At 67.1% G+C, this 25,798-nt stretch carries 28 protein-coding genes; 14 read left to right on the top strand and 14 right to left on the bottom strand.

Going from position 1 to position 25,798, the window contains the following annotated elements; translation table 11 throughout:
- Window positions 1–1,228: phospholipid carrier-dependent glycosyltransferase (locus OXQ33_RS12495; protein ID WP_267435016.1), on the top strand; the 1,228-nt coding region annotated here is incomplete at its 5' end.
- 82 nt (window positions 1,229–1,310) lie between these two features.
- Here OXQ33_RS12495 and OXQ33_RS12490 read toward each other — a convergent pair.
- From OXQ33_RS12490 to recO, 3 genes are read right to left on the bottom strand one after another with little or no spacing between them, the layout of a single operon-like run.
- A complete protein-coding gene (locus tag OXQ33_RS12490; RefSeq protein ID WP_267435015.1) occupies window positions 1,311–2,411 on the bottom strand; it encodes a glycosyltransferase family 2 protein in 1,101 nt (366 codons plus the stop codon).
- A 5-nt stretch (window positions 2,412–2,416) separates the two neighbouring features.
- Window positions 2,417–3,460, bottom strand: a complete 1,044-nt coding sequence (leuB, locus tag OXQ33_RS12485; protein ID WP_267435014.1) for a 3-isopropylmalate dehydrogenase — start codon at window positions 3,458–3,460, stop codon at window positions 2,417–2,419.
- A gap of 54 nt (window positions 3,461–3,514) precedes the next feature.
- On the bottom strand, window positions 3,515–4,246 hold the full coding sequence (gene recO / locus OXQ33_RS12480) for a DNA repair protein RecO (protein WP_267435013.1): 732 nt from the start codon (window positions 4,244–4,246) through the stop codon (window positions 3,515–3,517).
- 94 nt (window positions 4,247–4,340) lie between these two features.
- Between recO and OXQ33_RS12475 the strand changes: the two genes are divergently transcribed.
- Together OXQ33_RS12475 and rlmJ are read left to right on the top strand one after the other, a co-directional pair.
- Complete coding sequence (locus OXQ33_RS12475) at window positions 4,341–4,913, top strand: pseudouridine synthase (RefSeq protein ID WP_267435023.1); 573 nt, start codon at window positions 4,341–4,343, stop codon at window positions 4,911–4,913.
- 55 nt (window positions 4,914–4,968) lie between these two features.
- Entirely contained in the window at window positions 4,969–5,799 is an 831-nt protein-coding gene (gene rlmJ, locus OXQ33_RS12470) for a 23S rRNA (adenine(2030)-N(6))-methyltransferase RlmJ (RefSeq protein WP_267435012.1), read from the top strand.
- Window positions 5,800–5,821: 22 nt separating this feature from the next.
- Here rlmJ and uvrC read toward each other — a convergent pair whose 3' ends face one another.
- The 10 genes from uvrC to OXQ33_RS12420 all read right to left on the bottom strand — a co-directional run bounded on the left by uvrC (window position 5,822) and on the right by OXQ33_RS12420 (window position 15,514).
- Window positions 5,822–7,741 carry an excinuclease ABC subunit UvrC gene (uvrC, locus tag OXQ33_RS12465; protein WP_267435011.1) on the bottom strand — a complete coding sequence of 640 codons (1,920 nt, stop codon included), beginning with the start codon at window positions 7,739–7,741 and terminating at the stop codon, window positions 5,822–5,824.
- A 291-nt stretch (window positions 7,742–8,032) separates the two neighbouring features.
- Window positions 8,033–8,353 carry an SMR family transporter gene (locus OXQ33_RS12460; protein ID WP_267435010.1) on the bottom strand — a complete coding sequence of 107 codons (321 nt, stop codon included), beginning with the start codon at window positions 8,351–8,353 and terminating at the stop codon, window positions 8,033–8,035.
- 371 nt (window positions 8,354–8,724) lie between these two features.
- Window positions 8,725–9,387, bottom strand: coding sequence for a hypothetical protein (locus tag OXQ33_RS12455; protein ID WP_267435009.1), 663 nt, complete (start codon window positions 9,385–9,387; stop codon window positions 8,725–8,727).
- Window positions 9,380–9,874, bottom strand: coding sequence for an ATPase (locus OXQ33_RS12450; protein ID WP_267435008.1), 495 nt, complete (start codon window positions 9,872–9,874; stop codon window positions 9,380–9,382). The genes OXQ33_RS12455 and OXQ33_RS12450 overlap by 8 nt, the downstream gene beginning before the upstream one ends.
- 56 nt (window positions 9,875–9,930) lie before the next feature.
- The gene (locus tag OXQ33_RS12445; RefSeq protein ID WP_267435007.1) at window positions 9,931–10,161 is read right to left on the bottom strand and encodes a F0F1 ATP synthase subunit C; all 231 of its coding nucleotides are present in this window, start codon (window positions 10,159–10,161) and stop codon (window positions 9,931–9,933) included.
- A gap of 81 nt (window positions 10,162–10,242) precedes the next feature.
- The gene (locus OXQ33_RS12440; RefSeq protein WP_267435006.1) at window positions 10,243–11,034 is read right to left on the bottom strand and encodes a F0F1 ATP synthase subunit A; all 792 of its coding nucleotides are present in this window, start codon (window positions 11,032–11,034) and stop codon (window positions 10,243–10,245) included.
- A gap of 33 nt (window positions 11,035–11,067) precedes the next feature.
- Complete coding sequence (locus OXQ33_RS12435; protein WP_267435022.1) at window positions 11,068–11,385, bottom strand: AtpZ/AtpI family protein; 318 nt, start codon at window positions 11,383–11,385, stop codon at window positions 11,068–11,070.
- Between the two features lie 363 nt (window positions 11,386–11,748).
- A complete protein-coding gene (locus OXQ33_RS12430) occupies window positions 11,749–12,129 on the bottom strand; it encodes a YdbL family protein (RefSeq protein WP_267435005.1) in 381 nt (126 codons plus the stop codon).
- 2 nt (window positions 12,130–12,131) lie between these two features.
- Complete coding sequence (locus OXQ33_RS12425) at window positions 12,132–12,320, bottom strand: YnbE family lipoprotein (RefSeq protein WP_230481998.1); 189 nt, start codon at window positions 12,318–12,320, stop codon at window positions 12,132–12,134.
- A gap of 29 nt (window positions 12,321–12,349) precedes the next feature.
- Window positions 12,350–15,514 carry a YdbH domain-containing protein gene (locus OXQ33_RS12420; RefSeq protein WP_267435004.1) on the bottom strand — a complete coding sequence of 1,055 codons (3,165 nt, stop codon included), beginning with the start codon at window positions 15,512–15,514 and terminating at the stop codon, window positions 12,350–12,352.
- Window positions 15,515–15,636: 122 nt separating this feature from the next.
- On the opposite strand from OXQ33_RS12420, the gene radC reads away from it, so the two are divergent.
- From radC to OXQ33_RS12375, 9 genes are all read left to right on the top strand, one after another.
- A complete protein-coding gene (gene radC, locus OXQ33_RS12415) occupies window positions 15,637–16,338 on the top strand; it encodes a DNA repair protein RadC (RefSeq protein WP_267435003.1) in 702 nt (233 codons plus the stop codon).
- Window positions 16,339–16,419: 81 nt separating this feature from the next.
- Entirely contained in the window at window positions 16,420–17,391 is a 972-nt protein-coding gene (locus tag OXQ33_RS12410) for a hypothetical protein (protein WP_267435002.1), read from the top strand.
- A 63-nt stretch (window positions 17,392–17,454) separates the two neighbouring features.
- Window positions 17,455–18,030: an aminoacyl-tRNA hydrolase gene (gene pth, locus OXQ33_RS12405; protein WP_267435001.1), complete on the top strand. Its 576-nt coding sequence runs from the start codon at window positions 17,455–17,457 to the stop codon at window positions 18,028–18,030.
- Window positions 18,027–18,629 (top strand): TIGR02466 family protein, encoded by a 603-nt coding sequence (locus OXQ33_RS12400; RefSeq protein ID WP_267435000.1) that lies wholly within the window; start codon window positions 18,027–18,029, stop codon window positions 18,627–18,629. Before pth ends, OXQ33_RS12400 begins: the two co-directional genes overlap by 4 nt.
- 151 nt (window positions 18,630–18,780) lie before the next feature.
- Entirely contained in the window at window positions 18,781–18,975 is a 195-nt protein-coding gene (locus OXQ33_RS12395; protein ID WP_267434999.1) for a hypothetical protein, read from the top strand.
- A 183-nt stretch (window positions 18,976–19,158) separates the two neighbouring features.
- The gene (gene ychF / locus OXQ33_RS12390; RefSeq protein ID WP_267434998.1) at window positions 19,159–20,259 is read left to right on the top strand and encodes a redox-regulated ATPase YchF; all 1,101 of its coding nucleotides are present in this window, start codon (window positions 19,159–19,161) and stop codon (window positions 20,257–20,259) included.
- Between the two features lie 80 nt (window positions 20,260–20,339).
- Window positions 20,340–20,732 carry a BLUF domain-containing protein gene (locus tag OXQ33_RS12385; RefSeq protein ID WP_267434997.1) on the top strand — a complete coding sequence of 131 codons (393 nt, stop codon included), beginning with the start codon at window positions 20,340–20,342 and terminating at the stop codon, window positions 20,730–20,732.
- Window positions 20,733–21,301: 569 nt separating this feature from the next.
- On the top strand, window positions 21,302–22,609 hold the full coding sequence (locus tag OXQ33_RS12380) for an ectonucleotide pyrophosphatase/phosphodiesterase (RefSeq protein WP_267434996.1): 1,308 nt from the start codon (window positions 21,302–21,304) through the stop codon (window positions 22,607–22,609).
- Window positions 22,610–22,621: 12 nt separating this feature from the next.
- Window positions 22,622–23,071 (top strand): MaoC family dehydratase, encoded by a 450-nt coding sequence (locus OXQ33_RS12375; RefSeq protein ID WP_267434995.1) that lies wholly within the window; start codon window positions 22,622–22,624, stop codon window positions 23,069–23,071.
- A 3-nt stretch (window positions 23,072–23,074) separates the two neighbouring features.
- On the opposite strand, the gene OXQ33_RS12370 is transcribed toward OXQ33_RS12375, so the two are convergent.
- Complete coding sequence (locus OXQ33_RS12370) at window positions 23,075–23,587, bottom strand: hypothetical protein (RefSeq protein ID WP_267434994.1); 513 nt, start codon at window positions 23,585–23,587, stop codon at window positions 23,075–23,077.
- Between the two features lie 315 nt (window positions 23,588–23,902).
- Between OXQ33_RS12370 and petA the strand changes: the two genes are divergently transcribed.
- Together petA and OXQ33_RS12360 are read left to right on the top strand one after the other, a co-directional pair.
- Window positions 23,903–24,496 (top strand): ubiquinol-cytochrome c reductase iron-sulfur subunit, encoded by a 594-nt coding sequence (gene petA / locus OXQ33_RS12365; RefSeq protein WP_267434993.1) that lies wholly within the window; start codon window positions 23,903–23,905, stop codon window positions 24,494–24,496.
- A 14-nt stretch (window positions 24,497–24,510) separates the two neighbouring features.
- Window positions 24,511–25,794: a cytochrome b/b6 gene (locus OXQ33_RS12360; RefSeq protein WP_267434992.1), complete on the top strand. Its 1,284-nt coding sequence runs from the start codon at window positions 24,511–24,513 to the stop codon at window positions 25,792–25,794.
- Window positions 25,795–25,798: the final 4 nt, after the last annotated feature.

Here is a 25,798-nt window from a genome sequence, read left to right as displayed (position 1 = left end):
CCCCTTTCGTCGTCCGGTCCCGGCGCTGCTCGCAATTCTGGTCGCGGCGCAGGCGCTGTTCTGCTGGCGGCTGACCACGCCGCACATGCTGGTGTTCGACGAAATCCATTACGTCCCTGCCGCGCGCACGCTGCTGGCGCTGGAGGGGCCGGTAAATATCGAGCATCCGCTGCTGGGTAAGGCCCTGATCGCGCTCGGCATGATGATCTTCGGTGACAATCCGCTCGGGTGGCGCGCATTGTCGACGCTGGCGGGGACGGCGATCGTCGGGGGCGTGTTCGCGATCGTCTGGCGGATGACCGGGCGGACGCGGGCCGCAGCGATCGGGGCGGTGCTGACGTTCGTCAATTTCATGGTGCTGGTCCAGGCGCGGATCGCGATGCTCGACGGGTTCATGGCGGCCTTCGTCGTGTTGGCGGTCGCCGCGATGGGCTGGGCGTTGCGGGGAACCCCCGCGCAGAGCCGGTGGCGCTGGGGGCTGGGCGCGGTGTTGCTGGGGCTGGCGGTCGGGGTGAAGTGGGCGGCGGTGCCCTATCTCGGCTATGCGGCGATCGGTTTCGTGCTGATGAAGCGGGACGACGCCAGCCGCTGGCCGGGCCTGCGCTGGTGGTCGGCCTGGGGGCTGCTCGGGCTTGGTGCGGCCATCGCCTATGCCGCGACCTTCGCGCCCGCCTTCTTCTATGCGCGCGAGCCGATGACATGGGCGAGCCTCCTGCCCTTCCAACTGGAGATGTACGCCCGCCAGACCCAAGTCCTGCCGCCGCACCATTACCAGTCGGTCTGGTGGAGCTGGCCAGTGATCGGGCGGCCGATCTGGTATTTCTACGAGGTCGCGGACGGAGCGCAGCGGGGCATCTTCCTGCTCGGCAATCCGGCGGTGATGTGGGGCGGGCTGATCGCGGTGGCGGCATGCGCGCTGGGCTGGTTGCGGACGCGCGAGGTGCGGCTGGGAGTTGCGGCGGGCTTGTGGATCGGCGGATTCGCGGTCTGGGCGATCATCCCCAAGTCGCTGGGCTTCTATTATTACTACTTCCTGCCGGCGATCTGGCTGTCGGTCGCGCTGGCAGTGGCGATCGACCGGTGGCGGGTGCGGCTGAAGGATTGGGACGAGGCCTATCTGGCCGGGGCGGTGTGCCTGTTCGTCTATTTCCATCCGATCCTGACGGCGGGGGCGCTGGCGGGGCCGCGCTCCTTCCTGCGCTGGGCGTGGTTTGCGGATTGGCGGTGAGCTTCGGGGCGTGCACTTCGACTTCGCTCATTTCCCTTGAACCCCATTCAGCCTGAGCGAAGTCGAAGGCCAAGGGAATCCCTCAGTACCGCCCCCACACAAACCGCGATGACAGCGCATAATTCCACACCGCGCCGATCAGAACTCCGATCAGCGCCGACACCGCCCACTCGTTCGCCCGGGCATCGTGCAGGAAGGCCGCGACACCGACATTGGCGATCGCCCCGACCGAGCAGACCAGGCAGAAGGACACCCACCCGTCGAGCAGCGGCTTGAACCCCCGCAAGCGCCGGTCGCGATAGGTCAGCGCGTTGTTCAGGAAGAAGTTGAACGTCATGGCGGCGGCCACCGCAACGATCTGGCTGGCCAGGAAACTCGCGCCCAGAGCGATGAAGAACAGGCTGAGTACCGCCATGTGCACACCCACACCCAGCACACCGATGGCGGAGAACATGGCGAAGCGCACCGGCACCACCTTGCCAAAGCGGCGGTCGTAGAGCGCGATCAGATATTCCATCGCCACGACATGATCGAGCTTCGACTCGCCCTCGGTCCGCAGGCGGAACACATAGGGCATCTCGGCGGCGCGAAGCGGGCGCGGCGAGGCGCTCATGATGTCGAGCAGGATCTTGAAACCGATGCCCGACAGATGCGGCACCGTCGCGCGCGCGACATCGGTGCGGACCATGAAGAAGCCGCTCATCGGGTCGGACAGGTCGACGTTCAGCACCCGCTGCGACAGCTTGGTCGCGAAGGCCGACTTGGCGACGCGGTCGCGATCCCAGTCGCCGGTCCCCCCGCCCTCGACGAAGCGCGATCCGACGACCAGGTCGAGATCGGGTTCGGCCTGCAACCGGTCGAGCATCCTGGGCAGCAGCGTCTCATCATGCTGGAGGTCGCCGTCGATCACCGCGACCATCGGCGCGGCGGTGGCGCACATCCCCTCGATACAGGCGGAGGACAGCCCACGTCGCCCGATCCGCTGGATCACCCGGACGCGGGGATCGACCCGCCCCAGCTCGCGCGCGGCGTCCGCCGTGCCGTCGGGGCTGTTGTCGTCGACGAAGATCGCCTCCCACCGCCGCCCGGCCAGCGCCTGGTCGAGCTTGGCGATGAGCACGGGCACATTGGCGCGCTCGTTGAAGGTCGGGATGACGACCGCGAGTTCGAGGAGCGCGCTCACGGGCGTCAGAGCCGTTCGAGGATCGCGTCGGCCATGGCACGGGTCGACAGGCTGCCGCCCAGGTCGCCGGTCCGCGCACCGTCGCGGATCGCGCCCGCCACCGCCGCGTCGATCCGGTCGGCCGCCTCGGCCAGGCCCAGCGAGTGGCGGAGCATCATCGCCGAGGACAAGATCGCAGCGCACGGGTTCGCCTTGCCCTGTCCGGCAATGTCGGGGGCCGAGCCATGGATCGGCTCGTACAGCCCCTTGCCGGTCGCCCCCAAAGCGGCGGAGGGCAGCATCCCAATCGACCCCGCGCACATCGACGCCTGATCCGACAGGATATCGCCGAACAGATTGCCGGTCAGGATGACATCGAACTGGCCCGGATCGCGCACCAACTGCATCGCGCAATTGTCGACATACATATGGTCGAGCGCGACCTCCGGGTAATCCTTCGCCACCTCGACCACCACGTCGCGCCACAACTGCGAGGTCTCCAGCACATTGGCCTTGTCCACCGACAACAGGCGGCGACGACGACGCATCGCGGTCTCGAAGCCGACACGGGCGATCCGCGCGACTTCCTCTTCGTCATAGCGCATCAGGTCATGGCCCTCGCGCAGGCCCGCCTCGGTGGTACCCCGGCCCTTGGCACCGAAATAGACGTCGCCGGTCAGTTCGCGCACGATGACCATGTCGATGCGCCGCGCGATCTCGGGGCGCAGCGAGCTGGCATCCTCCAGCCCCTCGAACAGGCGGGCGGGCCGCAGATTGGCGAACAGGCCGAATGCCTTGCGCAACCCCAGGATCGCCTGTTCGGGACGATGCGCGCGCTCGAGGTTATCAAAGCGCGGATCGCCCACCGCGCCGAACAGCAGCGCATCGGCGCGCTCCGCCACGTCCAGCGTCTCAGGCGGCAGCGGGTGCCCGGCCGCCTCATAAGCCGCACCGCCGACCTTGGCCTCCTCGAAGGTCAGCCCCAGGTCCAGCGCCTCCAGCACGCGCCGCGCTTCCGCCGTCACTTCCGGCCCGATGCCGTCACCGGCGAGGATCGCGATCAATGCCATGGCTGGCCCCTTCTCATCTATGTTCGGAGCGCCCTTTGCCTTAGCGGGCGGGCATCACGCAACCGCCCTTTTGAACCGGTCGAACAGCCGCGCACGGGCGGGCATCGGATCATGGCGCAAGCCCACCAGGATATCGCGCGCCAGAAAGTGCGCGGTGATCCGCCCGGCGGCGAAAATCTCGGGCCAGTCCCCCACCCCGCCCTCGCGCAGGAAATCGGGGAGCGGAAACAGCCGCGCCTCATAGCCGAACGCCGCCCCCACCGACACCGCCGCGCCGCTCTTCGGGCTGACATAGCCGAGGTCGTCGGTCCCGCCGGTCACCGTGCACCGCTCCAGATCGAGCCCGAACCCGAGTTGCCCCAACAGCAGCAGCTCATACCGCACCAGCGCCCCCGCCCAGCCGCGCGCCGAGGGCGCCGACTCGATCGCGGTCAGCACCGCGTCCAGCGCGTCGTAGAGGACGGGATAGGGCTGTTCCTCTGGCAGCGCGGCGGCGGTCAGCGCGCACAGCCACTCGATCCCGGCGGCGGCCAGCGGTTCGCCATGCAGCCCCGCACGGCTATGCCCCGGCTCGATGGTCAGCGCGGCGAGTTGCTCTACCGTACGCGCCCGCCACTCGCCGATGATGCCATTGCCCGGTTGCAGGACGGGCCGCAAAGCCCGCGACCGACCGCCCCGGACATAGCCGGGCTGCACTCCGTCCTCGCGGGTCAGGGCCCGCACGATCGCCCCATGCTCGCCATGCGGCCGGACCGACAGGATGATGGCGGGGGCGACCCGGTGCATGAGGAAGGATGTAGGGGGAAATGGGGTGGGATGCCATGGATGACGGCGGCATGCGCCGGAAGACATGGCCGCCGACCAACGTTATGAGCGCGGCATGGCCCGGCTGCTCCTGTTCAACAAACCCTTTGGGGTCTTATCGCAATTTACCGACCGGGGTTCTCCGACGGCCCGGTCGACCTTGTCGGACTTCATCGCGGTGAAGGGCGTCTATCCCGCCGGGAGGCTCGACCGGGACAGTGAGGGCCTGCTGCTGCTATGCGATGACGGCCGGCTGCAGGCACGGATCGCCGATCCCCGCTTCAAAATGCCCAAGACCTATCTCGTGCAGGTGGAAGGCGATCCGCAGGAGCCGGAACTGGAGCGCTTGCGGCGGGGCGTCCGGCTCAACGACGGCATGACCCTGCCCGCCGATGTCGCGCGTATCGACGCGCCGGACCTGTGGCTGCGCGATCCGCCGATTCGCCAGCGCAAATCCATCCCCGATAGCTGGCTGAAGCTCACCATTCGCGAGGGACGCAACCGGCAGGTGCGCCGCATGACGGCGGCGGTCGGCTTGCCCACCCTGAGGCTGGTCCGCTGGTCGATCGGCGACTGGTCCGTCGCCGGGATCGCGCCGGGACAGTTCCAGGAGGTCTCCGGCCTGGGCAAGGCTCCCGGCACCCTATAGCGGCTTCTCGTCCCGTGACGCCCCCAAAGATATATCGGCAGGGTTCTGCACTTCCATGAATTATCGCCATTCCTTCCATGCCGGCAACAGCGCCGATGTCGTCAAGCACAGCCTGCTGATCGCGCTGGTCCGGGCCTTGCAGCAAAAGCCCGGCGCACTGACGCTGATCGACACCCATGCCGGTTGCGGGCTCTACGACCTGGGCGGCGAGCAGGCGCAACGCACCGGCGAAGCCGCACAGGGCGTGGTCCGCGCCTTTGCCGACACGAACCCCTTGCTGGACGACTATCGCGCCGCCGTACGGGCGGTGAATGTCGAGGCAGAGCCGCAGCTCTACCCCGGCTCGCCGCGCTTCCTGGCACAACTCCTGCGCGCGCAGGATCTGCTGATCGTCAACGAAAAGCACCCCGAGGACGCTCGCGCCTTGCGCGGCGCGATGCGGGGTACCCCGGCGGCCGTGCATGAGCGCGATGCCTATGAGCTGTGGCTGGCCATGCTTCCGACCCGTACGCCGCGCGGCGTGGTGGTGGTCGATCCGCCCTATGAGCAGACCGACGAACGCGAACGCATCACGGCCACCCTCGCCGCCGCGCACCGCAAATGGGCGCATGGCGTGACGGTCATCTGGTATCCGCTGAAAGACCGCGCCACGCACCAGCGGTGGAAATATGAGCTGCGCAAGCTCGGCATCCCAAAATTCCTGGTCGTCGAGCATTGGTTATATGATGCCGATCAGCCCGGCATCTATAACGGCGCGGGGCTGTTCATCGTCAATCCGCCCTATGTCTTCACACAAGGCCTGCCGCCGCTGCTGGAAGCCCTCCGCGCCGCCCTGGCGCCGGAAGGACATAGGGGCGAGATCATGGCAGATTGGCTGAACGAATGAAGAGCAGCCGAGGGAAACCCCCTCACCGGCTATGATAGAAGTCGTACACCTGCTGTGCGACGGCCTGGCTGACCCCCGGCGCTTTCCGCAAATCCTCCAGGCTCGCATTGCGTACCGCCCGGCCCGTGCCGAAGTGCATCAACAGCGCCTTCTTTCGCGCCGGGCCGATGCCGGGCACTTCGTCGAGGGGACTCGCCCCCATCGCCTTGGCCCGCTTGTCGCGGTGGGCGCCGATCACGAAGCGGTGGACCTCGTCGCGTAGCCGCTGGAGGTAAAAGAGCAGCGGCGCGTTGACCGGCAGCATCCGTTCGCTGCCATCCATCATGTGGAAGACCTCGCGCCCCTCGCGGCCGTGGTGCGGGCCCTTGGCGACGCCGACCAGGCAGACATCCTCGATGCCCAGATCCTCCAGCACCGCCTTGGCCGCGTTGAGCTGGCCGCGCCCGCCGTCGATCAGCACCAGATCGGGCCAGGTCGCGTCGTCGCGGTCGGGATTTTCCTCCAACTGGCGGGCGAAGCGGCGGCGGAAGACTTCGCGCATCATGCCGAAATCGTCGTTGGTCGCCGCCTCGTTCCCCTTGATGTTAAACTTGCGATACTGGCCCTTCTGGAACCCCTCCGGCCCCGCCACGACCATCGCGCCCAGCGCGTTGGTACCCTGGATATGGCTGTTGTCGTACACCTCGATCCGCTGCGGTGGCTCCGACAGGTCGAAGAAGTCCGCCACCTCGCGCAGCAGCTTCGCCTGGGTCGTCGACTCGGCCAGACGCCGGTCGAGCGCCTCGACGGCGTTGCGCTTGGCCTGGTCGAGCAGGCGGCGGCGGTCGCCGCGCTGGGGCACCGACAGTTGCACCTTATAGCCCGCCCGCTCACCCAATGCCTCGGTCAGCAACGCGCCCTCGGGCAACTCGCGGTCGAGCAGGATGGTCTTGGCGGGCGGCACCTCCTCATAGAATTGGCTGAGGAAGCTGGTCAGCACCTCTTCCTCGGGCACGTCCGTCGTGTGCGCAGGAAAGAAGCTGCGATGCCCCCAATTCTGGCCGCCACGGATGAAGAAGGCCTGGATGCCCATCACCCCCTCGCGATTGGCCAGCGCGAAGATATCGGCGTCGCCCACGCCCTCCGCATTGATCGCCTGCGTCCCCTGGATGAAGGTCAGCGCCTTCAGCCGGTCGCGCAGGATCGCGGCGAGTTCGAAGTCCATCGCCTCGGCGGCGTCCTGCATCTGCTTGCCGAGCTTGGCCTGGACCTGGGTGGACTTGCCGCCGAGGAAGTTCTTGGCGTCCGCGACCAGTTCGGCATAGGCGGCCTCGTCGATCCGGCCGACACAGGGCGCCGAGCAGCGCTTGATCTGGTAGAGCAGGCAGGGCCGGTCGCGCCCCTTGAAGAAGCTGTCGGTGCAGGAGCGGAGCAGGAACAGCTTTTGCAGCGCGTTCAGCGTGTTGTTGACGCTGCCCGCGCTGGCGAAGGGGCCGTAGTAATTGCCGACCGCGCGCCGCGCGCCGCGATGCTTCTGGATGCGCGGGAAATCATGGTCGTTGCGCAGCAGGATGAAGGGGAAGCTCTTGTCGTCGCGCAACAGCACGTTGAACGCAGGGCGGTAGCGCTTGATCAACTGCGCCTCGAGCAGCAACGCCTCCGCCTCGTTATTGGTCGTGACGATGGTCATCGACCGGGTCTGCGACACCATGCGTTGGAGCCGTTTGGGCAGGCGTTCGACCTGGGTATAGTTGGCAACGCGGTTCTTCAGCGCGCGCGCCTTGCCGACATAGAGGACGTCGCCGCGTGCATCCTGCATCCGGTAGACGCCCGGCCGCAAAGGCAGCGTCGCCAGCACGTTGCGGATTGCGGCCACCCCCGCCTGCAGATCGGGCGCATCGGCGCCGCGCAGGGTGAAGGTGGATTTCTCTTCGTTGAAGCGGTCGACGGGAGGCTCGGACATTGGCCCCGATTTAGGGGCGCGGGGGGCGGATCGCCAGTCCGTCGGACCCAATTGGTTCACGCGAAGACGCGATGGCGCGAAGCTTTTTGGTTCGCGCGGGGGCGCGGGGGACGCAGAGCAGAGTTCCCAACGGTCATCCCAGCGAAGGCTGGGATCTTGTCGTTAAAGGCCCCAGCCTGCGCTGGGGCGACGGGAAAAAAATGGCGCAAGTTCCTCCGCGCTCTCTGCGCCTCTGCGCGAACCACCTTCTTCGCGTCTTCGCGGCTTCGCGCGAACAAAAGACGGGGCGGCTCACCCCTGCGCGAAAAGCTTGGTCCCCATCACGCCGATCACGGTCAGCACCATGAAGCCCGCCTGGATCGGCGCGATCCGGTCGCCGAACACGATGGCCCCACCGATCACCACGCCGATCGCGCCCAGCCCGGTCCACACCGCATAGGCGGTACCCGCCGGAAGCCCGCGCATGGCGAGCGCGAGCAGGCCCATATTCACGAAGCTGAGGATGATCGGCACGCTCGACGCCTGCCAGGTGGCCAGCGTCGCCGCCCATTTCAGGCTGAGCGCCCAGCAAATCTCGGTGATCACGGCAATGCCCAGAATGACCCATGCCATCGGAGCGTCTCCTTGGTCACGGGCTCGAAAAATGGGCATCGGCGCCGGAAACCCGGAAGAGGCGGCGATGCGGGCCTGCCTTTGAGGGGCAGGCTATGATGTGGAGATGGAGTCGGCCCCTCCACCACCGGGCTTTGCCCGACGGTCCCCCTCCCCAAGCGAGCTTGGGGAGGAATGGGCTTTCCCCGCCCTCCGTTCAGGCTGAGCGACGTCGAAGCCTACGCCCTGCCCTATCCACGCGCGGGGAGAGGGATTCCCTTGGGCTTCGACTTCGCTCAGCCCGAACGGAGGAGTGGTGAGCTGCCCTTAAAACGGCCGAACCGCGCCTCGGTCACCCGAAGCGCGGTCCTGTCATCGGCACTCGGACCCGATCAGTTCGGGCGGCCGAGCCCCGCGATGCTGCGGTCGATCATCGCCCGGTCGGCATCGGCCGAGTGGTGCTCGGCGATCAGCAGACCGGCGGCCTTGGCGGCCGCCTCGGCGGCGCGGGCGCGGACCTCGGCCAGCGCGGTGCGCTCGGCGGCGGCGATCTTGTCCTCGGCCATCTTGGCGCGACGCTCCATCAGCGCCTCGGCATCCGCCTTGGCCTTGCTGAGCAACTGCCCGGCCTCATGCTGCGCCTGGACGCGCATCGCCTCGGCATCGGCATGCGCCGCCTTCGCCTTGGCCTCATATTCGGCCTTCAGCGTCTCGGCTTCCTGACGCAGCTTGGTCGCTTCGTCGAGCTGAGCGCGGATCGCGGCGATCTTCTGGTCGAGCGAACGACCGATCATCGCGGGGACCTTCTTCACCAGCATCCCGATCAGCACGACCAGAGCGGCCAGCGCCACCCAGCCGGTCGAATCGAAACCCAGCGCGGTCGGGCTGACGGCATGATGCTCTGCTTCGGCAGGGGCGACGGTGTTGCCAGTCAGGCCATCGCCTTCACGGATCGGACGCGGCGTCATGCCTTCGGCCGATGCCGCATCCGCCAGGTTCTGCGCCACCAGCGCATCGCCATTGGTCAGCACGCCGTTCGCGGAATGATTAGCCATGCGCGCTCACCTTTCGCACCGCGTCGGCCGCCGCATCCTCGCCCAGATGGACGCCGGACAGCTTGGCGACGAGATCGCGCGCGGCTTCCGCCGCCACGGACTGAAGATTGGCCATCGCCTCGGCCTTGGCATTGGCGATCGCCAGGTCGTGATGACCCAGCCGCTCGGCCAGGTCGGCATCGGCCGCCTTGACCTGCGCCTCGAAGGCATGGGTGGCCCGCGCCTTGGCGGCGTTGGTTTCCGCCATCGCGGCGACGCGCGCGGCGTCCATCTCGGCCCGCCATGCCGCCTCGACCCGGTCGGCCTCGGCACGCGCGGCCTCCGCCGCCGCCAGATCGCCGGCGATACGGGCTTCGCGAGCGTCGACGGTCGCCTGAATCTTGGGCACCATCCCACGACCGACCACGAAATAGAGCAGGCCGAAGGTGATCAGGAGCCAGAAGATCTGCGACGCATAGGTCGCACTGATCTGTGCTATCTGGGGCATGGAGTCCTCGTTGCCATATCAACCGGGCGACGGAAGCGCCGCCCGGTTGATCAGAATTATTGGGCGACGAACACCAGGATGATCATCGTCACGAAGGCGAGCAGGCCCAGAAGCTCGGCACCGGCGAAACCGATGAAGAGGCGGCCCTGCTGGCTGTCCGCCGCACCCGGATTGCGCAGCGCGCCTTCGAGGAACTTGGCGAACACGTTGCCCACGCCGAGCGCGGCGATGCCCATGCCGATCGCGGCCAGGCCGGCGCCGATCATCCGTGCAGCTTCTGCGTCCATTTCAATCACTCCAGTTCAAAAAGGGTCGTTTGGGTATTCAAGTCGGCGGCGCGTCCGCCTGCCCGGTCCGGCGTTACCGGATCAGTGCAGGTTGACGGCGTCGTTCAGATAGACCGAGGTCAGCAGCGCGAAGACATAGGCCTGGATCGCGGCGACCAGCAGTTCGAGAAGGGTGATGCCGATCATCAGCAGGAAGCTCGGCAGGGTGATGAGCGCGGCATAGCCCGGGCCCATGTTGATGCCGTTGATGACGAAGGCGGCGAGAACCTTCAGCAGGATGTGCCCCGCGGTCATCGCGACGAACAGTCGCAGACCCAGCGAGAAGGGGCGCACCAGGAAGCTCATCAGCTCGACCACGAAGATCAGCGGGATCATCAGCTTGGGCGTACCGTGCGGCACGAACAGCGCGAAGAAGTGGAAGCCGTGGCGACCGAAGCCGACGATCAGCACGATCGCGAACGAGATCAGCGCGAGCACGCCCGTAACGGTCACATGGCTGGTCACGGTGAAGGGATGGACACCCGGCACCACGCCGAAGGGCAGCAGGCCCAGCACGTTGGCGAAAAGGATGAACATGAACAGCGAGAAGACATACGGCAGGAAGCGCTTGCCTTCGGGGCCGATATTCGACGTCAGCATCGAGTTGACGAAGCCGGTGAAACCCTCGACCGCCGCCTGCCAGCGTCCGGGCACCAGATCGCGCTTCATGCCGCCGATCATGAACACCCACAGCGCGACCAGCGTCGCCACCATCCACAGAGCGGAATTGGTGAAGGAAAGGTCGTAGCCGCCGACCACCCAGTGCCGACCGAGCACCGGCTCGATCAGGAACTGGTGCATCGGATCAATCTTGCCGCCCGATTCTGCCGCCACGCTGCTTCGTTCCCACATATGACGAACGCCCGGTTACTCCGGGCGTTCGCCAGAAATCCGAATGATCTGCCTGAACGCCACGCCGATCCCCAGGAACAGCATCACGATCAGGGCCCAGGGCGCGGTGCCGAACCAGCGGTCGAAGAGCCAGCCGATCAACGCACTGCCGACAAGACTTCCGATCAGCGCGGAGATGACGCGGCTGCCCTGGGAATATCCCCTGTCGGCATCCACCTTCACCCCCTGCCGTGATGCTTCGTCCGCTCTCGCCTTGGCCAATCGCTGATCCAGCGCGGCCAGACGCGGATCGTCCGCATCGCCAAAGTCCCGTCCGGGCTCCTTCTCCGCCACGCAGCCACCCTCACCTGTTTTCGTCACCGAAGGGGAGAATGCGCGCGAACGGCGAGCGACCCCGCCAAGGCGAGGCCCGTTTAGAAAGCGTGTCCTCCCAAGTCAACCGCTTGGGGGTAAGGTTGTGACAGATGTGTTAAGGATTGTGTCTGAAAGGCGACAGGGGGTGTCCATCGAACCTCTTCACCTTCTTCTCCCCTCCCGCAAGCGGGAGGGGTCGGGGGGGGGCTGGCGCTGTCCGCGAGCGATGCCGCTTTTTGGTCGCACGGAATCCCGCCCGCTCCTCACATCGCTGGCTTGAACGCTACCCGAGTCCCCTCCCCCAGCCCCTCCCGCCTGCGGGAGGGGAGGAAGAAGCGCTTCTTAAACGCAGGCCGGGGCGCGTTCCGGTGGCGCGCTCGTCCGCGTCTTCCACACGCCTTCGGGCGTCTTGTACTTTTCGCCGCTCGCGGTCTGCGCGATCAGGTTGCAGCCGCTGGTGAAGGCCATCTGCTCGACGGTCGCGCCGCTGGCCTGCGCCTTTTGGGTATAGGCGGCCTTGCGCTGGATGTTGATGCTGTTGACCAGGGTGCGTAGCTCGGGCGTGGCGGCGCCGACGATGCCCAGATAGCCGTCGGGCTGCTCGCCGACCTGCCCCGCCGCGCGGGCCGCCGCATAGGCCGGGTCGCGCTGCGCCATCGCCATGCCCGACACGCCGAGCAGCGCGACCGCGCCGAGCGCCAGGATCAACGTCTTCGTCTTCATGATCAGAATATCCCCGGATTCTGCTGGATCAGCGATTTGGCCTCGCCATCCAGGCGATATACCACTTCCTGCGTCACATTGATGTTCAGATTGATTTCGATCGGCTTGTCGGGCGCGGAGATGTTCACGCATCCCCCGCTCATCGCCAAAAGCGCGACCGGCATCCATCGTGCTCCACCCAAGATCGGCATTCTGTCCAGCATTTTCAATCCTGTTACGGTCATGGCACGGTCTCGCTTGCGGAAGGCTGAATGGGCGGATTGGCGCGCGGCGCGGCGCGCTTGTTCTGCTCTTCGAGAAGCGCGGGCAGATTGCGCTGGATCAGGCGGCGCGGGTCGTAGAAGGACTGGGCCGAATCGAGCAGCCCGCGGAAAGGCGCCTTGATCCGCACGTTGAAGACGAAGGGCAGCCGCTGGAGCCGCCGGATCAGGAAATTGGTCTTCGCCCCCTTGCCCTGGCTGATCCCGGCGAAGCGGACATCGGTCACCATCTCGCCCGCCAGCGGGCCGTTCATGTCGATCCGCAAGCTGCGATAATTGAGCGAGCGCAGCGCCCCGAAGGCCAGATTGCCCCACAGGCCGAGGTCCTTCTGGCTGATCTCCCCCAGATAGGCGATGCTGCCGCCGCCGGGCCGCACCACCAGCCGCCCGCCTTCGATCCGCCCGCCGCGCTCGTCGAAGATCATCGGCAGCGTGCCGTCGAAGACCCCGGTGGCGTTCAGATTCTGGAAGTCGAACTGGAGCAGGAACTGGTCGGCGGCGGCCCCCTCGACATGGAAGGTCATGCGCCGTTCGACCGGTTGCGAGAAGTCGAGCAGCGTCGGGTCGAGGGTCAACGTGCCGCCCGCAAACGGCCAGCGCCCGCTCTCCACCCTCACCCGTGCGCCCGACAGTGTCTGATAGCGGACCACGCCGTTCGTCACCTGGATGCCGGGGTTGATCGTCTTGACCGTCGCGACCTGACCGGGGGCGCTTTCCAGCGCGAGCAGGTCGGTGAAGCGGATCGTGCCCGCGATCCCGCTGACCGGGCCCAGCGCGGCGGCGAGGTCGATCGCGTCGGTCCCGAACTGCCCGGTCGAGCGGACGCCGTTGCCGTCCCAGTCGATCCGGCCCTGGCCGGTGATCTTGCCCCGGACATCCTCGATCACGCCCTTGGTCACCGGGGTCAGCAGTTCGGGCTGGAATTCCTTGGTGAAGCTTATGCCCGGCACTGCCAGATCGGCCATGCCCACCGACCGGTCGAGCGCGTGGCGGATCGTGATATCGGCGACCTTCACCGACCGGGTCGGCTCGAACAACTGCCCGGTCGCGTCGATCCGGTTGCCCGCCAAGGTCAGGGCGACGCCGCGCGCCGCCATCGGCAGGAAGCGGGGCGATTCGGCGCGGGCGTCGCGCACCTGCAAATCGCCGTTGAGCGACAGCGTGCCGCCCGCGAGCCGCCAATCGCCCGCGGCCTGTTGGAGCAGCAGCGGAATCTGCCCGATCTGCCCCGCGCCACCGTCGAACCGGCCCGCAATCCCCTCCGGCGTGATCCGCCCGGTCAGGTTCGCCGCATCGATCCGGGTCGGCGATTCGGGGCGACCGATACGGCTTTCCACGCCGGTCAGCGCGAAGGAGCGGTCGGCCAGCGCGAAGCGGGTGGTCGCTGCCGCGACGGTCAGCGGGCTGCTGCCGATCCGGCCCACCACCCGCATCGGGCCGAGCCGGGCCCCGCCGCCCAGCCGGGTGCCGTCGAGCCGCACCAGCGCACCGTCGAGCGGACAGAGCCGGGTCGCCATCCGGTTCAGCCGCAGGCCCGAGACGGCCAGCCGGTCGATGGCCAGCGGCTGGCAATCGGGATTGATCCGAATATTCCGCCCGCCGTCCCAGCGCGCCGCGATCGGCAGGACGAGCCCGTCGATCCGACCGCCGCTGATCGGCCCGGACAGCGCCAGCCGCGTGGTGACCGCCGTCTCGCCATTGGCGGCGGCCCGGAACTGCATCCGGTCGAAGGCCAGCGCCGCACCACCCGCCTGATAACGGGCCAATTCCGCCGTGCCGAGAACCGGCGCGCCCGGTGCCGCCTGGCGCAGCGTCGCGCGGATAACGGGAAGTCCCCCGCCCCCCGTCGCCAGCGTCGTATCGACCCGCAGCCCGGTCGCGTCATAGACAAGGCCCGTCTCGCCGCGAAAGGCGATGCGCCCGCCGCTGTCCGAGGCCAGCGCGAGGCTGGGTATGCGCACCGACAGGCCCGCCGCGCGCGGTCCGCTTTGCCGGTCGAGCGCCAACCGCATATCGGCGGCAAAGCGGCGTCCGCTCCGCGCCGCGGCGTTCAGCATCGCGCGCACCACCGGCCCGACCGGGGTGGCGGCGGTGGCGGCGCTCCAGCCCTGGGTCCGGGCGAGCAGGGCGGGGGCGAGTTGCGCACCGCCGAGTTGCATCCGCCCGTCGAAGCGCATCGCGCGACCGAGCAGATAGCGCCCCTCGACGACGCCGCGCTCCGCCCGACCGGCCCGCGCCGCCAGCCCCCGCGCGGTCATCGCCAGCCGACCGCCGGTCGCCGCCGCATCTCCGGCAAAGTCGATCGTCCCGTCGACCGAGGTGGCGGCCAGGGCGGGATGGCGGATCGCCGCACTGTTCAGCGTCGCCCGCCCCTGCCAGCGGTCCAGCGCGGCGGCGAGGGCGACATCGACCCGTGCCGCCAGTTGACGCGCCGTCACCTCGCCGCATTTCAGCCCGTCCAACTTGACCGGTCCCGTCAGCGTCGGCCGTTCGCGCACGATCCGCACCCGCAGCGGCGCGGCAAGCCCGCTCGCGACGCAATCGCCCAAGGTCAGACGCGGCGCGACCGCGCCCAGCCGCCCGGTGAAACCGTCGCTCAACACGCCCTGTCCCGACAGGCTGAGCCCGATCAGCCCCTGCGGCGTATCCAGCCTTATCCCGCCATCCTGCACCACCACATCAAGTGCAGGCAGCGCGAAGGGCTTGCCAGAGGGCGGGCCCATCAACCGGTCGAGCGTGCCCAGCGTGATCCGCCCGTCCACCAGCCGCCCGCGCAACCGCACCCGCCCGGCGCGCACCCCCGTCACCACAGGCCCCGACAGGCCGATGCGCGTCCGCGTCTCCAGCCAGTCGGCGACCAGATCGGGATGGGCCGGGTCACCGATCACCACATTGGTCAGCCTTTGCCGACCGAGCCCCAGATCGGCGATCTTGTAGCGGGCGGGCACGCCGCGCTCGGCCAATGCGCGGTCGATCGCATCCCCGGCCAGCGACTTGCGCGCGATCCACAGCGCGATCAGCGCGACCAGCAGGATCAGGGCGATGGCGATCAGGATATGTTGCAGGCGACGGAAGCGTCGCGTCGGGCTGATGCGCGGTCCGACCTCCTCGTTCGCGCCCTCCACCCCGATGCCACTCCTTCAACCTGCCCCATGTCATAGCCACAGGGTCGCGCCGCACGCAATCGCATGAAGCCCGGCGACAGTTCCCCTCGCCCGCCCTATGCTGTCCCGACAGGGGGAATGGCATGGACGATAAGGGGCGGGATCAGGGTCCGGGTCGCGAGGGCGACCATGCCGGGCATCGCGCACGACTGCGCGAGCGATTGTTGGCGGGCGGCGGATTGCTCGATCATGAACTGCTCGAATATCTGCTGACCACCGCCATTCCCCGCCGGGATACCAAGCCGATCGCCAAGGCGCTGCTGCGCGAATTCCATGATATCGGCGGCGTGCTGACCGCCGATCCGATCGCGCTGCAACGGGTCGACGGGGTGGGCGAGACGGCGGCGGCGACGTTGAAGATCGCCCATGCCTGCGCGCTGCGGCTGGTCCAGGCGGATGCGGCGCGGCGCCCGATCCTGTCCAACTGGCAGGCGCTGCTCGACTATCTCCATGCCGATATGGCGCATCATGGCGTGGAGCGGTTCCGGGTGCTTCACCTCAACACCCGCAACATGCTGATCCGCGACGAATTGATGGGCGAAGGCTCGATCGATCAGGCCCCGGTCTATATTCGCGAGGTCATCCGCCGCGCGCTGGAATTCGGATCGGCGGCGCTGATCCTGGTCCACAACCACCCCAGCGGAGACCCCTCGCCCAGCCGCGCCGATATCGACGTGACGCGTGCCATTGCGGAGGCGGGGCGCAACCTGGGGATCACGGTGCACGACCATCTGATCATCGGCACCTCGGGCCATGTCAGCCTGCGCGCCCAAGGCCTGATCTGAATCCCGTCGGTCCCGAATCGGTCCTTCGCCGATACGGATCGTGACTTGCCGGGTCGATCCGGCTGCCTCATCACGGGGGCCATGATCGACACGATCCGTCATCTGCCGGGCTTCGACCTCGCCTTTCGCGCGGTCGATCGGCTGTTGCGGTCGCGGCGGATGAAGCGGCATCTCCGCGACGCGGTCGCAATCCTGGCGACGCCGCCGATCGTCCCCAAGGATGATGGTGTGGTCATCTTTTCGATGATCGGCACCGCGACGCTGCTGCCCTATCTGGTCGCGGTGAAGTCCTTTCACCATCATCTTGGGATGGGCCGGATCGTCATCCTCGACGACGGCAGCCTGACCGAGGCGGACAAGCGCATCCTGTCCCATCATTGCGGATCGCCGGTCATGCTGAGGCTGGCCGATGTCGATACCGGCACCTGTCCGAAGGGGGGCGCCTGGGAAAGGCTGCTGACGCTCCTCGCCCTTCGCGCGCATGATTATGTCATCCAGCTCGATTCGGACACGGTGACGCTGGGTGACGTGGCCGAGGTGCGGGCCGCGATCGCCGCCAATGGCAGCTTCATCTTCCTGGGCGGCCCGGACGCCGAGGAAAAGGGTATCCAGACCCTGCCCGACTATGTCGCCCGGCGCTATCCGCAGGGCCCGGTGGCCGAGCCCGCGCATATGCAGATCCTGGTCGAATCGCGCCTCGCCGGTCATGCCGATGCCGGGCGTTACTCCTATATACGCGGCTGTGCGGGGTTTGCGGGCTTTGCGCGCGGGGGGCCGAGCGGACGGGCCGAGGCGATGCGCTTCTCTACGGAGGCGACCCGGCTGGTCGGCGAGGATATCTGGCGGCGATGGGGCAGCGAGCAGGTCACCTCCAACTTCCTGCTCACCAACGAACCGGGCGCGCGGCTTCTGCCCTATGCGCGCTATTGCAACTATTGGCTCGACCCCGTCTCGGGCGACGAGCGGCTGATCCATTTCGTCGGCACGCATCGTTATTCCGACGAGACCTATCGCCGGATGACGGCACGCGCGATCGATCGGCTGACCGCCTGACCCTGTGCGTCCCGCCTCCCCGATGCTAGGGGCCGTGGCCAAAGACGCGAAGAGGAATATCACATGCAGGTCTGGACCGGACTGGGCAATCCGGGCGCGCAATATGCGATGCACCGCCACAATGTCGGCTTCATGGCGATGGACGCGATCGCCGAGGTGCATGATTTCGGCCCCGTGAAGAAGCAATTCCAGGGCTGGACCCAGGAAGGGCGGATCGGCGGCCAGAAGATCCTGCTGCTCAAGCCCGCCACCTTCATGAACGAAAGCGGCCGCAGCGTCGGCGAGGCCCTGCGCTTCTACAAGCTGGGGGTCGAGGCGTTGACCGTCTTCCACGACGAACTCGACATCGCGCCGTTCCGGGTGAAGGTGAAGACCGGCGGCGGCACGGCCGGGCATAACGGCCTGCGCTCGATCGACCAGCATCTGGGGCCGGACTTCCGCCGCGTGCGCCTCGGCATCGGCCATCCGGGGCATAAGGATCGCGTCACCGGCTATGTGCTCGGCAATTACGCCAAGGCGGAGATCGAGCCGCTGTCCGACCTGCTCGGCGCGGTGGCGGCGGAGGCGCATTGGCTGGCGGAAGGGGATGATGTCCGTTTCGTCAACGACATCGCGCTACGCATGGGGGACGCGGCATGAGCGTGCGGCGTCTGTTCGCCTCGCTGCTCTATGAGGGGCAGCTGGACGATGCCGATCTGCTGGAGGAGATCGAGCAGAGCTGCTGGGCGCTGGCCGAGGACGATCGCGCCGGGCGGCGCTGGTCGAGGGAGCATGGCTATCGCGGCTATACCAGCTACGCCTCGCTAAACGACCTGCCGATCCGCGATCCCGTCTTCGCCGACCTGCGCAAGAAGCTGGATCGCCATGTCGCGCGCTTCGCCGAGGAATGCGCGTTCGACCTGGGCGGGCGCAAGCTGAAGCTCGATAGCCTGTGGGTCAATGTCCTGAAGCCGGGCGGGCATCACTCCGCGCATATCCATCCGCATTCGGTCGTCTCGGGCACGCTCTATGTCGCCATGCCTGCAGGCTCGGGCGCATTGAAGCTGGAGGACCCGCGCCTCCCGATGCTGATGGCCGCCCCGCCTCGCCGCCCCGATGCGCCGGGAGACCTGGCGACCTTCGCCACCGCGACGCCCCAGCCGGGCACGGTGCTGTTGTGGGAAAGCTGGCTGCGGCACGAGGTGGTGCCCAATGGCGCCAAGGGCGAGCGGATCAGCGTCAGCTTTAACTATCGATAGGAACGACGACGCGTCGCAGACCGGCGACGAGCCGAAAAGTTCCATCGCCTCAGCGATGATTCAGGGCGCTTCGTCGCCCCGATATCGTGCGGTTAACCTATATCGGCTAGGGGATTGCCCATCGCAGCCCCAGGACCGGACGTTACGCCCCATGCTCGAATTTTGTGTCTTCACCTTTGGCATGCTGGCAAGTTTCGTCCTGTCGGGTCTCGGGCGGAACAAGAAAGCGAAGCGGGCGCATCCGCCGATGCTCTATTATATGGGCTTGGTGCTGATGGGCTTTTCGGCCGCGCTGGGTATGATGCTCCTCGCCTATGCCGCCGCGATGATGGCCGGGATCGCCTGAACACCCCGCCCCGTTCGGCCTGAGCGAAGTCGAAGCCTGCCAAGGCAGGCGCTCAGGGCAGGCTTCGACTTCGCTCGGGCGGAACGGGCGTTTGGGATTAAGCGCCCCACCCACCATCGGTTGAGAAATAGCGCCATCGTCGCTAGAGGGGCGCTTTCCCCTTTCCAGTAGGATAAGCGACGCATGGGTTTCCGCTGCGGCATCGTCGGCCTGCCGAATGTCGGCAAGTCCACCCTTTTCAACGCGCTGACCGAAACGGCGGCGGCGCAGGCCGCCAATTATCCGTTCTGCACGATCGAGCCGAATGTCGGCAACGTCGCGGTTCCCGACCCGCGCCTGTACAAGCTGGCCGAGGTCGCCGGGTCGGCCAAGATCATCGAGACGCAGCTGGCCTTCGTCGACATCGCCGGCTTGGTGCGCGGCGCGTCCAAGGGCGAAGGGCTGGGCAACCAGTTCCTGGGCAATATCCGTGAGGTGGACGCGATCGTCCATGTCCTGCGCTGCTTCGAGGACGGCGACGTGACTCACGTCGAGGGCAAGGTCGATCCCATCGCCGACGCCGAGACGGTCGAGACCGAGCTGATGCTCTCCGACCTGGAAAGCCTGGAAAAGCGCGTTCCCGCCTTCATCAAGAAGGGCCAGCAGGGCGACAAGGAGGCCAAGATCGCCGCCTCGGTGCTCGGCCAGACGCTCGACCTGCTGCGTGAGGGCAAGCCCGCCCGCCTGACCAAGCCCAAGGACGAGGAGGAAGCCCGCGTCTTTGCACAGGCACAATTGCTGACCGCCAAGCCGGTCCTCTATGTCTGCAATGTCGAGGAATCGAACGCTGCGAACGGCAACGCCCACTCGGCGCGAGTCTTCGAGAAGGCCGCTGCCGAGGGCGCGCAGGCGGTCGTCGTGTCGGCGGCGATCGAGGCCGAGATCGCGACCATGCCGGTCGAGGATCGCGGCGAATTCCTGTCCGAACTGGGCCTGTCGGAAACCGGCCTGGCCCGCGTGATCCGCGCCGGTTACGCGCTGCTCGACCTGCTCACCTTCTTCACCGTCGGGCCGAAGGAGGCACGCGCCTGGACCGTCCATCGCGGTGCCAAGGCCCCCAATGCGGCGGGCGAGATTCATAGCGACTTCGAGCGCGGCTTCATCCGGGCCGAAACCATCGCCTATGATGACTATGTCGCGTTCAAGGGCGAAGCGGGCGCGCGCGATGCGGGCAAGCTGCGCGCGGAAGGCAAGGAATATGTCGTCCAGGATGGCGACGTGATGCTGTTCCGCTTCAACGTGTGATCCATGATGCGCCGGTCGGCTTCCACCGGCCGGCGCATTCCCGCTTTGCAGGACGCGATCGGCGCGTTACGCCTGACATCATGATCCATGTTAGCCCGTACCGCCGCATCATCTATAGCAGCCGTCCGGTCGGCGAGGATGTGCGTGCCGATCATCAGGCGATTCTGGCGACCTCGCGTCGGAACAACGGCATGGACGGTATCTCGGGCCTATTGTGGATCGGCGAGGGCCAGTATCGCCAGTTGATCGAAGGCCCCGCCGACAGCGTCGCCGAGGCGTTCGAGCGCATCGCCCGCGATCCGCGCCATACCGACATCGCCATTCTGGACGACCGGATGATCGATGCGCCCGCGTTCGGCGAATGGGCGATGGCGGGCCTGCCCGGCGACCGGCCCAGCGACGCGGAGGCACGGCTGCGCCTGCTCCTGCGCAACAGCGATGACGAGATTCGTCGCTTCTTTCCCGTAACCTGACGGCACCTTCCGGGCGACTTGGCTCTACGTGGTTCCCTGCCGATCCTGGCCACGTCCAAGCTCAATCGACATTCGTTTTCGCGCGAAGCTGCGGAGAATGTGTTCGCGCGGAGGCGCGGAGGACGCAGAGAGGGTGTGCCTGCGGTGATCGCAGTCCGTCTTTACCATCGGACCATGCTGAGGCGCGCTGCGGTACGAACAGGATTTCTCTGCGCCTCTGCGCGCATAACTTGGTGAATGTCGATCCGGGGCCGATCGACATTCCTGCTACTTCCCTCTCCACTGGATAGGGGAGAGGGTTAGCGGAGCTTGCCAGCCTGCTGGCTAGGCCGGATCGACATTCAAGCGGAAGGGTCATCATTCCTCCCCTGCAAGGGGAGGGGGACCATGCGCAGCATGGTGGAGGGGTGTCCCCGTATCGAGAGCGCGACACCCCTCCGTCAGGCCTGACGGCCTGCCACCTCCCCTACAAGGGGAGGAATGAGTGAATGTCGATCAGGACTGGACCCAGTGCTCGCCAGTGCAACACGATCACGTTATCGGGTGGGACCGAAAGGACGATCCTCACCGTGACCCGACTCCCCCTCGTCGCTCTCGCGCTGGCCTTGCTGGCCGGTTGCGCCTACCCATACAGCCCGCCGTCGCTGCCGCCGGTCTCCAGCACCTCGCCAGCCGCATCCGTCGCTTCCGCTGCCGCCCCCGCCGAAGCGCGCGCGCCGGTGACGATCCTGGTGTCGATCGACGGGTTTCGCGCCGATTATCTGACGCGCGGCCTGTCACCCCATTTGTCGCACCTGGCGACGGAGGGCGTGACCGCCGCGATGCGACCGTCCTTTCCGTCCAAGACCTTTCCCAACCACTGGACCTTAGTGACCGGCGTGGTGCCCGACCGGCACGGCATCGTCGCCAACAGCTTCACCGACCCCGCGCATCCGGGCGAGCGCTTCACCATGGCCTCGGATCAGCCCTATTGGTGGGATGAGGCCGAACCGGTCTGGGTCACCGCCGAGCGGGCGGGCATTCCCACCGCCACGATGCTGTGGCCCGGCTCCAACGTCGCCTGGGGCGGCACGCTCCAGCCGCGCGGGCACCATGCCGTCACCGGCGGCGTTCGTCCGCATGATTGGTTGCAGTTCAACGCCAACATCTCCGACCGCCAGCGGGTCGATACGGTCATCGACTGGTTGCGACGCCCCGGCCCGACCCGCCCGCGCTTCCTGACGCTCTATTTCGACGAGGTGGATATCGCCGGCCATGACGGCGGCCCGGATTCGGCGGAGGTGAATGCCGCGATCGCCCATGTCGACCAGGCGATCGGCGCGCTGGTATCGGGCCTGGCCGAACTGGGCCTGGCCGCCAATCTGGTGATCGTCTCCGATCATGGCATGGCTGCCACCTCCAGCGAACGGGTCATCGCGCTCGACCGGATGGTCAACCCGGCCGATTACGAAATGTCCGAAGACGGCCCGTTCGCGATGATCCGCGCGGTGCCGGGTCACGAGGCCGCGCTGGAGGCGCGCCTGCTGAGCCATCACGATCATATGGATTGCTGGCGCAGGAACGGGATTCCGGCCCGCTTCCGCTATGGCCGCAACCCGCGCATCGCCCCCTATTTCTGCCTGGCCGATGCCGGGTGGCTGATCGACGCCAAGCCGGCGGACAAGCCCTTTACCGGCGGCGCGCATGGTTACGACAATGCCGATCCCAGCATGACCGCGTTGTTCATCGCGCAAGGCCCGGCCTTCCGCCCCGGCGCGAAGCTGGCCCCGTTCGACAATGTCGATGTGGCGCCTCTGCTGCGCGATCTGATCGGCCTGCCGCCGGGTCGCGGCCTGGACGGAACCGATGCGCCCTTCCGGCGCGTTCTGCGGCGATAAGGGAGGACGGCGATGATCTGGCTGGAGGATATGGCGGTGGGCGACGTGGCGCGGTTCGGCGCCTGCCATGTCGACCGTGACGAGGTGATCGCCTTCGCCGCGCGCTACGATCCCCAGCCCTTCCATCTGTCCGACGAAGCGGCGGCGGCCACCCATTTCGGGCGGCTGTCGGCCAGCGGCTGGCACACCGCATCGATGACGATGGCGATGATCGTCGCGCATTACCGGGACATCGGCTTTCAGAGCCTGGGGTCGCCCGGCATCGACGAACTCCGCTGGCTGAAGCCCGTCTATCCCGGCGACACACTACGTTGTGAGACGGAAGTGCTGGAGACGCGCCGTTCGGCCAGTCGACCGGACATGGGCTTCGTCGTCAGCCTGCTGACCGTCTACAATCAGGACGATGTGGCGGTCATGCGCTTCCGCCCCACCGTCATGATCCGGACCCAGCCCGCCGCCTGAGTCTCAGCGCGGTCCGCGAGACCCTCGCGGACCGCCGGGGCGAGGGCCGCCGCGCCCGCCGCCGGGCGTGCCCCGATTGCCACGCCAGCCCTCCGCACGCGGCACGCCGGGCGTGGGAGCGACGGCGCCATTGCCCCGCCAGCCCTGCCCGCGCCAGCGGTCGCCCCGCCATCCGTCACGGCCCCAGCCGCGCCACTGATCCCGGATCGGGCCGCCGCGCCACGCGCCGCGCCGCCCTTCCCAATAGGCCCGCTGTCCGTCGTTCCAGCGATAGGGCCGACGATAGCGGTCATAGACGTAGATGCCGGTACCCGGATAATAAAAGTCGTTGTACCAGCCATAATAGGACGGCGCATAACCATAGCCGCCGCCATAGCCATAATAGCCGGGGCCATAGCCGCCGCCGAAGCCCGATCCGACCGACACGCCGCTATAGCCATAGCCATCGGCGCAGCCGCCCAGTGCCAGCAACCCGGCCGCCATCAACGCGGCCCAACCCGTCTTGCCGAGGCCCATCCTCGCTCTCCATATCCCTGGCCTGTCGCCATGCGGGTGCGGCAGGGATCCGTCATCCGCGTCGATCGACGGTCAACCCGTCGCGTCGTGCCATGGTTCCTGCACCCATGGCGATGCATGGGCGCTGAACGACGGGGCCGGGGGGCGAAGGGGATTGGCCAAAGGGGATTGGCAAAGCCCGTCAAGCAAGGCTAACCTGAAGCACCGTTCATCATGGACGGGTGAGTTGAGAGGGCGGCGCAGGACCGGAACAATCCGGCGCGACCGCCACGGCGTATCGATCGCGGACGCGAACCAGGTGGAGGGACAGGACGAATGGCGATGACGGAGAACACCGTACCCCCCGGCGAGGCGCCGGAGCCATTCCAGGAAGAGGTCCATGATCCCCGCCGTCGCGACTTCATCAACGTCGCCGCCGTGTCCTTCGCGGGCGTCGGCGCCCTGGCGATCGTTCTGCCGCTGATCAACCAGATGAACCCCTCCGCCGACGTGCTCGCCCAGTCGACCACCGAGGTCGACCTGTCCAAGATCGAGCCCGGCCAGGCGATCAAGACCAGCTTCCGCAAGCAGCCGCTGTTCGTCCGCAACCTGACGCCCAAGGAAATCGCCGAGGCCGATGCAGTGCCGCTGTCCGACCTGCGCGATCCCCAGACGCTGGAGCAGCGGACCAAGCCGGGCAAGAAGAACTGGCTGATCACCCTGGGCGTCTGCACCCATCTGGGCTGCGTGCCGCTGGGCGCGGGCGAGGGCGAGAACAAGGGGCCCTATGGCGGCTATTTCTGCCCCTGCCACGGTTCGGCCTATGACACCGCCGCGCGCATCCGCAAGGGCCCGGCGCCGCTGAACCTGCTGGTTCCCGAGTATAAATTCGACACCGACACGACCGTCACGGTCGGCGCGGCCGCTTGAAGGGGATTTGAGAGATGAGCTTTCCCTGGGCCAAGCATTACGAACCGAAACAGCCGCTCATGCGCTGGCTGGACGAGAAGCTGCCGGTGCCGCGCCTCGTCTACAATGCCGTGGGCGCGGGTTATCCGGTGCCGCGCAACCTGAATTACTTCTGGAATTTCGGCGTGCTGGCGGGTGCCGCCCTCGCCATCCAGATCATCACCGGCGTCGTGCTGGCGATGCATTATGCCGCCAATGCGGGCGTCGCCTTCGACTCGGTCGAAAGCATCATGCGTGACGTGAACGCGGGCTGGTTCCTGCGCTATGCCCACGCCAACGGCGCGTCGATGTTCTTCATCGTGGTCTACACCCATATCTTCCGTGGCCTCTATTACGGATCGTACAAGGCCCCGCGCGAGATGGTGTGGCTGCTGGGCGTCGTCATTTTCCTCCTGATGATGGCGACCGCCTTCATGGGCTATGTGCTCCCCTGGGGGCAGATGAGCTTCTGGGGCGCGCAGGTCATCACCGGCTTCTTTTCGGCGATCCCGCTGGTCGGCGATACCATCCGCATCTGGCTGCTCGGCGGTTTCGCGCCGGACAATGCCGCGCTCAACCGCTTTTTCTCGCTCCACTATCTGCTGCCCTTCGTGATCGCGGGCGTCATCATCCTGCACATCTGGGCGCTGCATATTCCGGGCTCCAACAACCCGACCGGCGTCGATGTGAAGGGCGAGCAGGATACCGTGCCCTTCCACCCCTATTACACCGCCAAGGATGCGGTGGGGCTGGGCGTGTTCCTGCTGGTCTTCGCGGGGCTGCTGTTCTTTTTCCCCAATTATCTGGGGCACCCGGACAATTACATTCCAGCCAACCCGCTCTCGACCCCGGCGCATATCGTGCCCGAATGGTATTTCTGGCCCTTCTACGCGATCCTGCGCGCCTTCACCGCCGACTTCATCCTGCCCGCCAAGCTGTGGGGCGTGCTGGCGATGTTCGGGTCGATCCTGCTGCTGTTCTTCCTCCCCTGGCTGGACAGCTCGCCGGTGCGGTCGAACAATTTCCGGCCCAAGGCGCGGGTCGCCTTCTGGGTTCTGGTGGTCGACGTGCTGCTGCTCGGCTGGTGCGGGGGCTCGCCCGCGACGCCCTTCTTCATCATCCTCAGCCAGCTGACGGCGGCCTATTATTTCCTCCACTTCCTGGTGATCCTGCCCTGGATCGCCCGGACGGAGCGTCCTGCGCCGCTGCCCAACTCGATCACCGAAGCCGTGCTGTCCAAGCATGGCGGCACTGCGCCCACCAAGTCGGCCCTGGCCTGACCCG

It is taken from the genome of Sphingomonas sp. GM_Shp_1 (assembly GCF_026540895.1).
Classification (GTDB): Bacteria; Pseudomonadota; Alphaproteobacteria; order Sphingomonadales; family Sphingomonadaceae; genus Sphingomonas.
The sequence above is the reverse complement of the archived record's forward strand: the minus strand, read 5'-3'. Positions and strand labels throughout refer to the sequence as shown.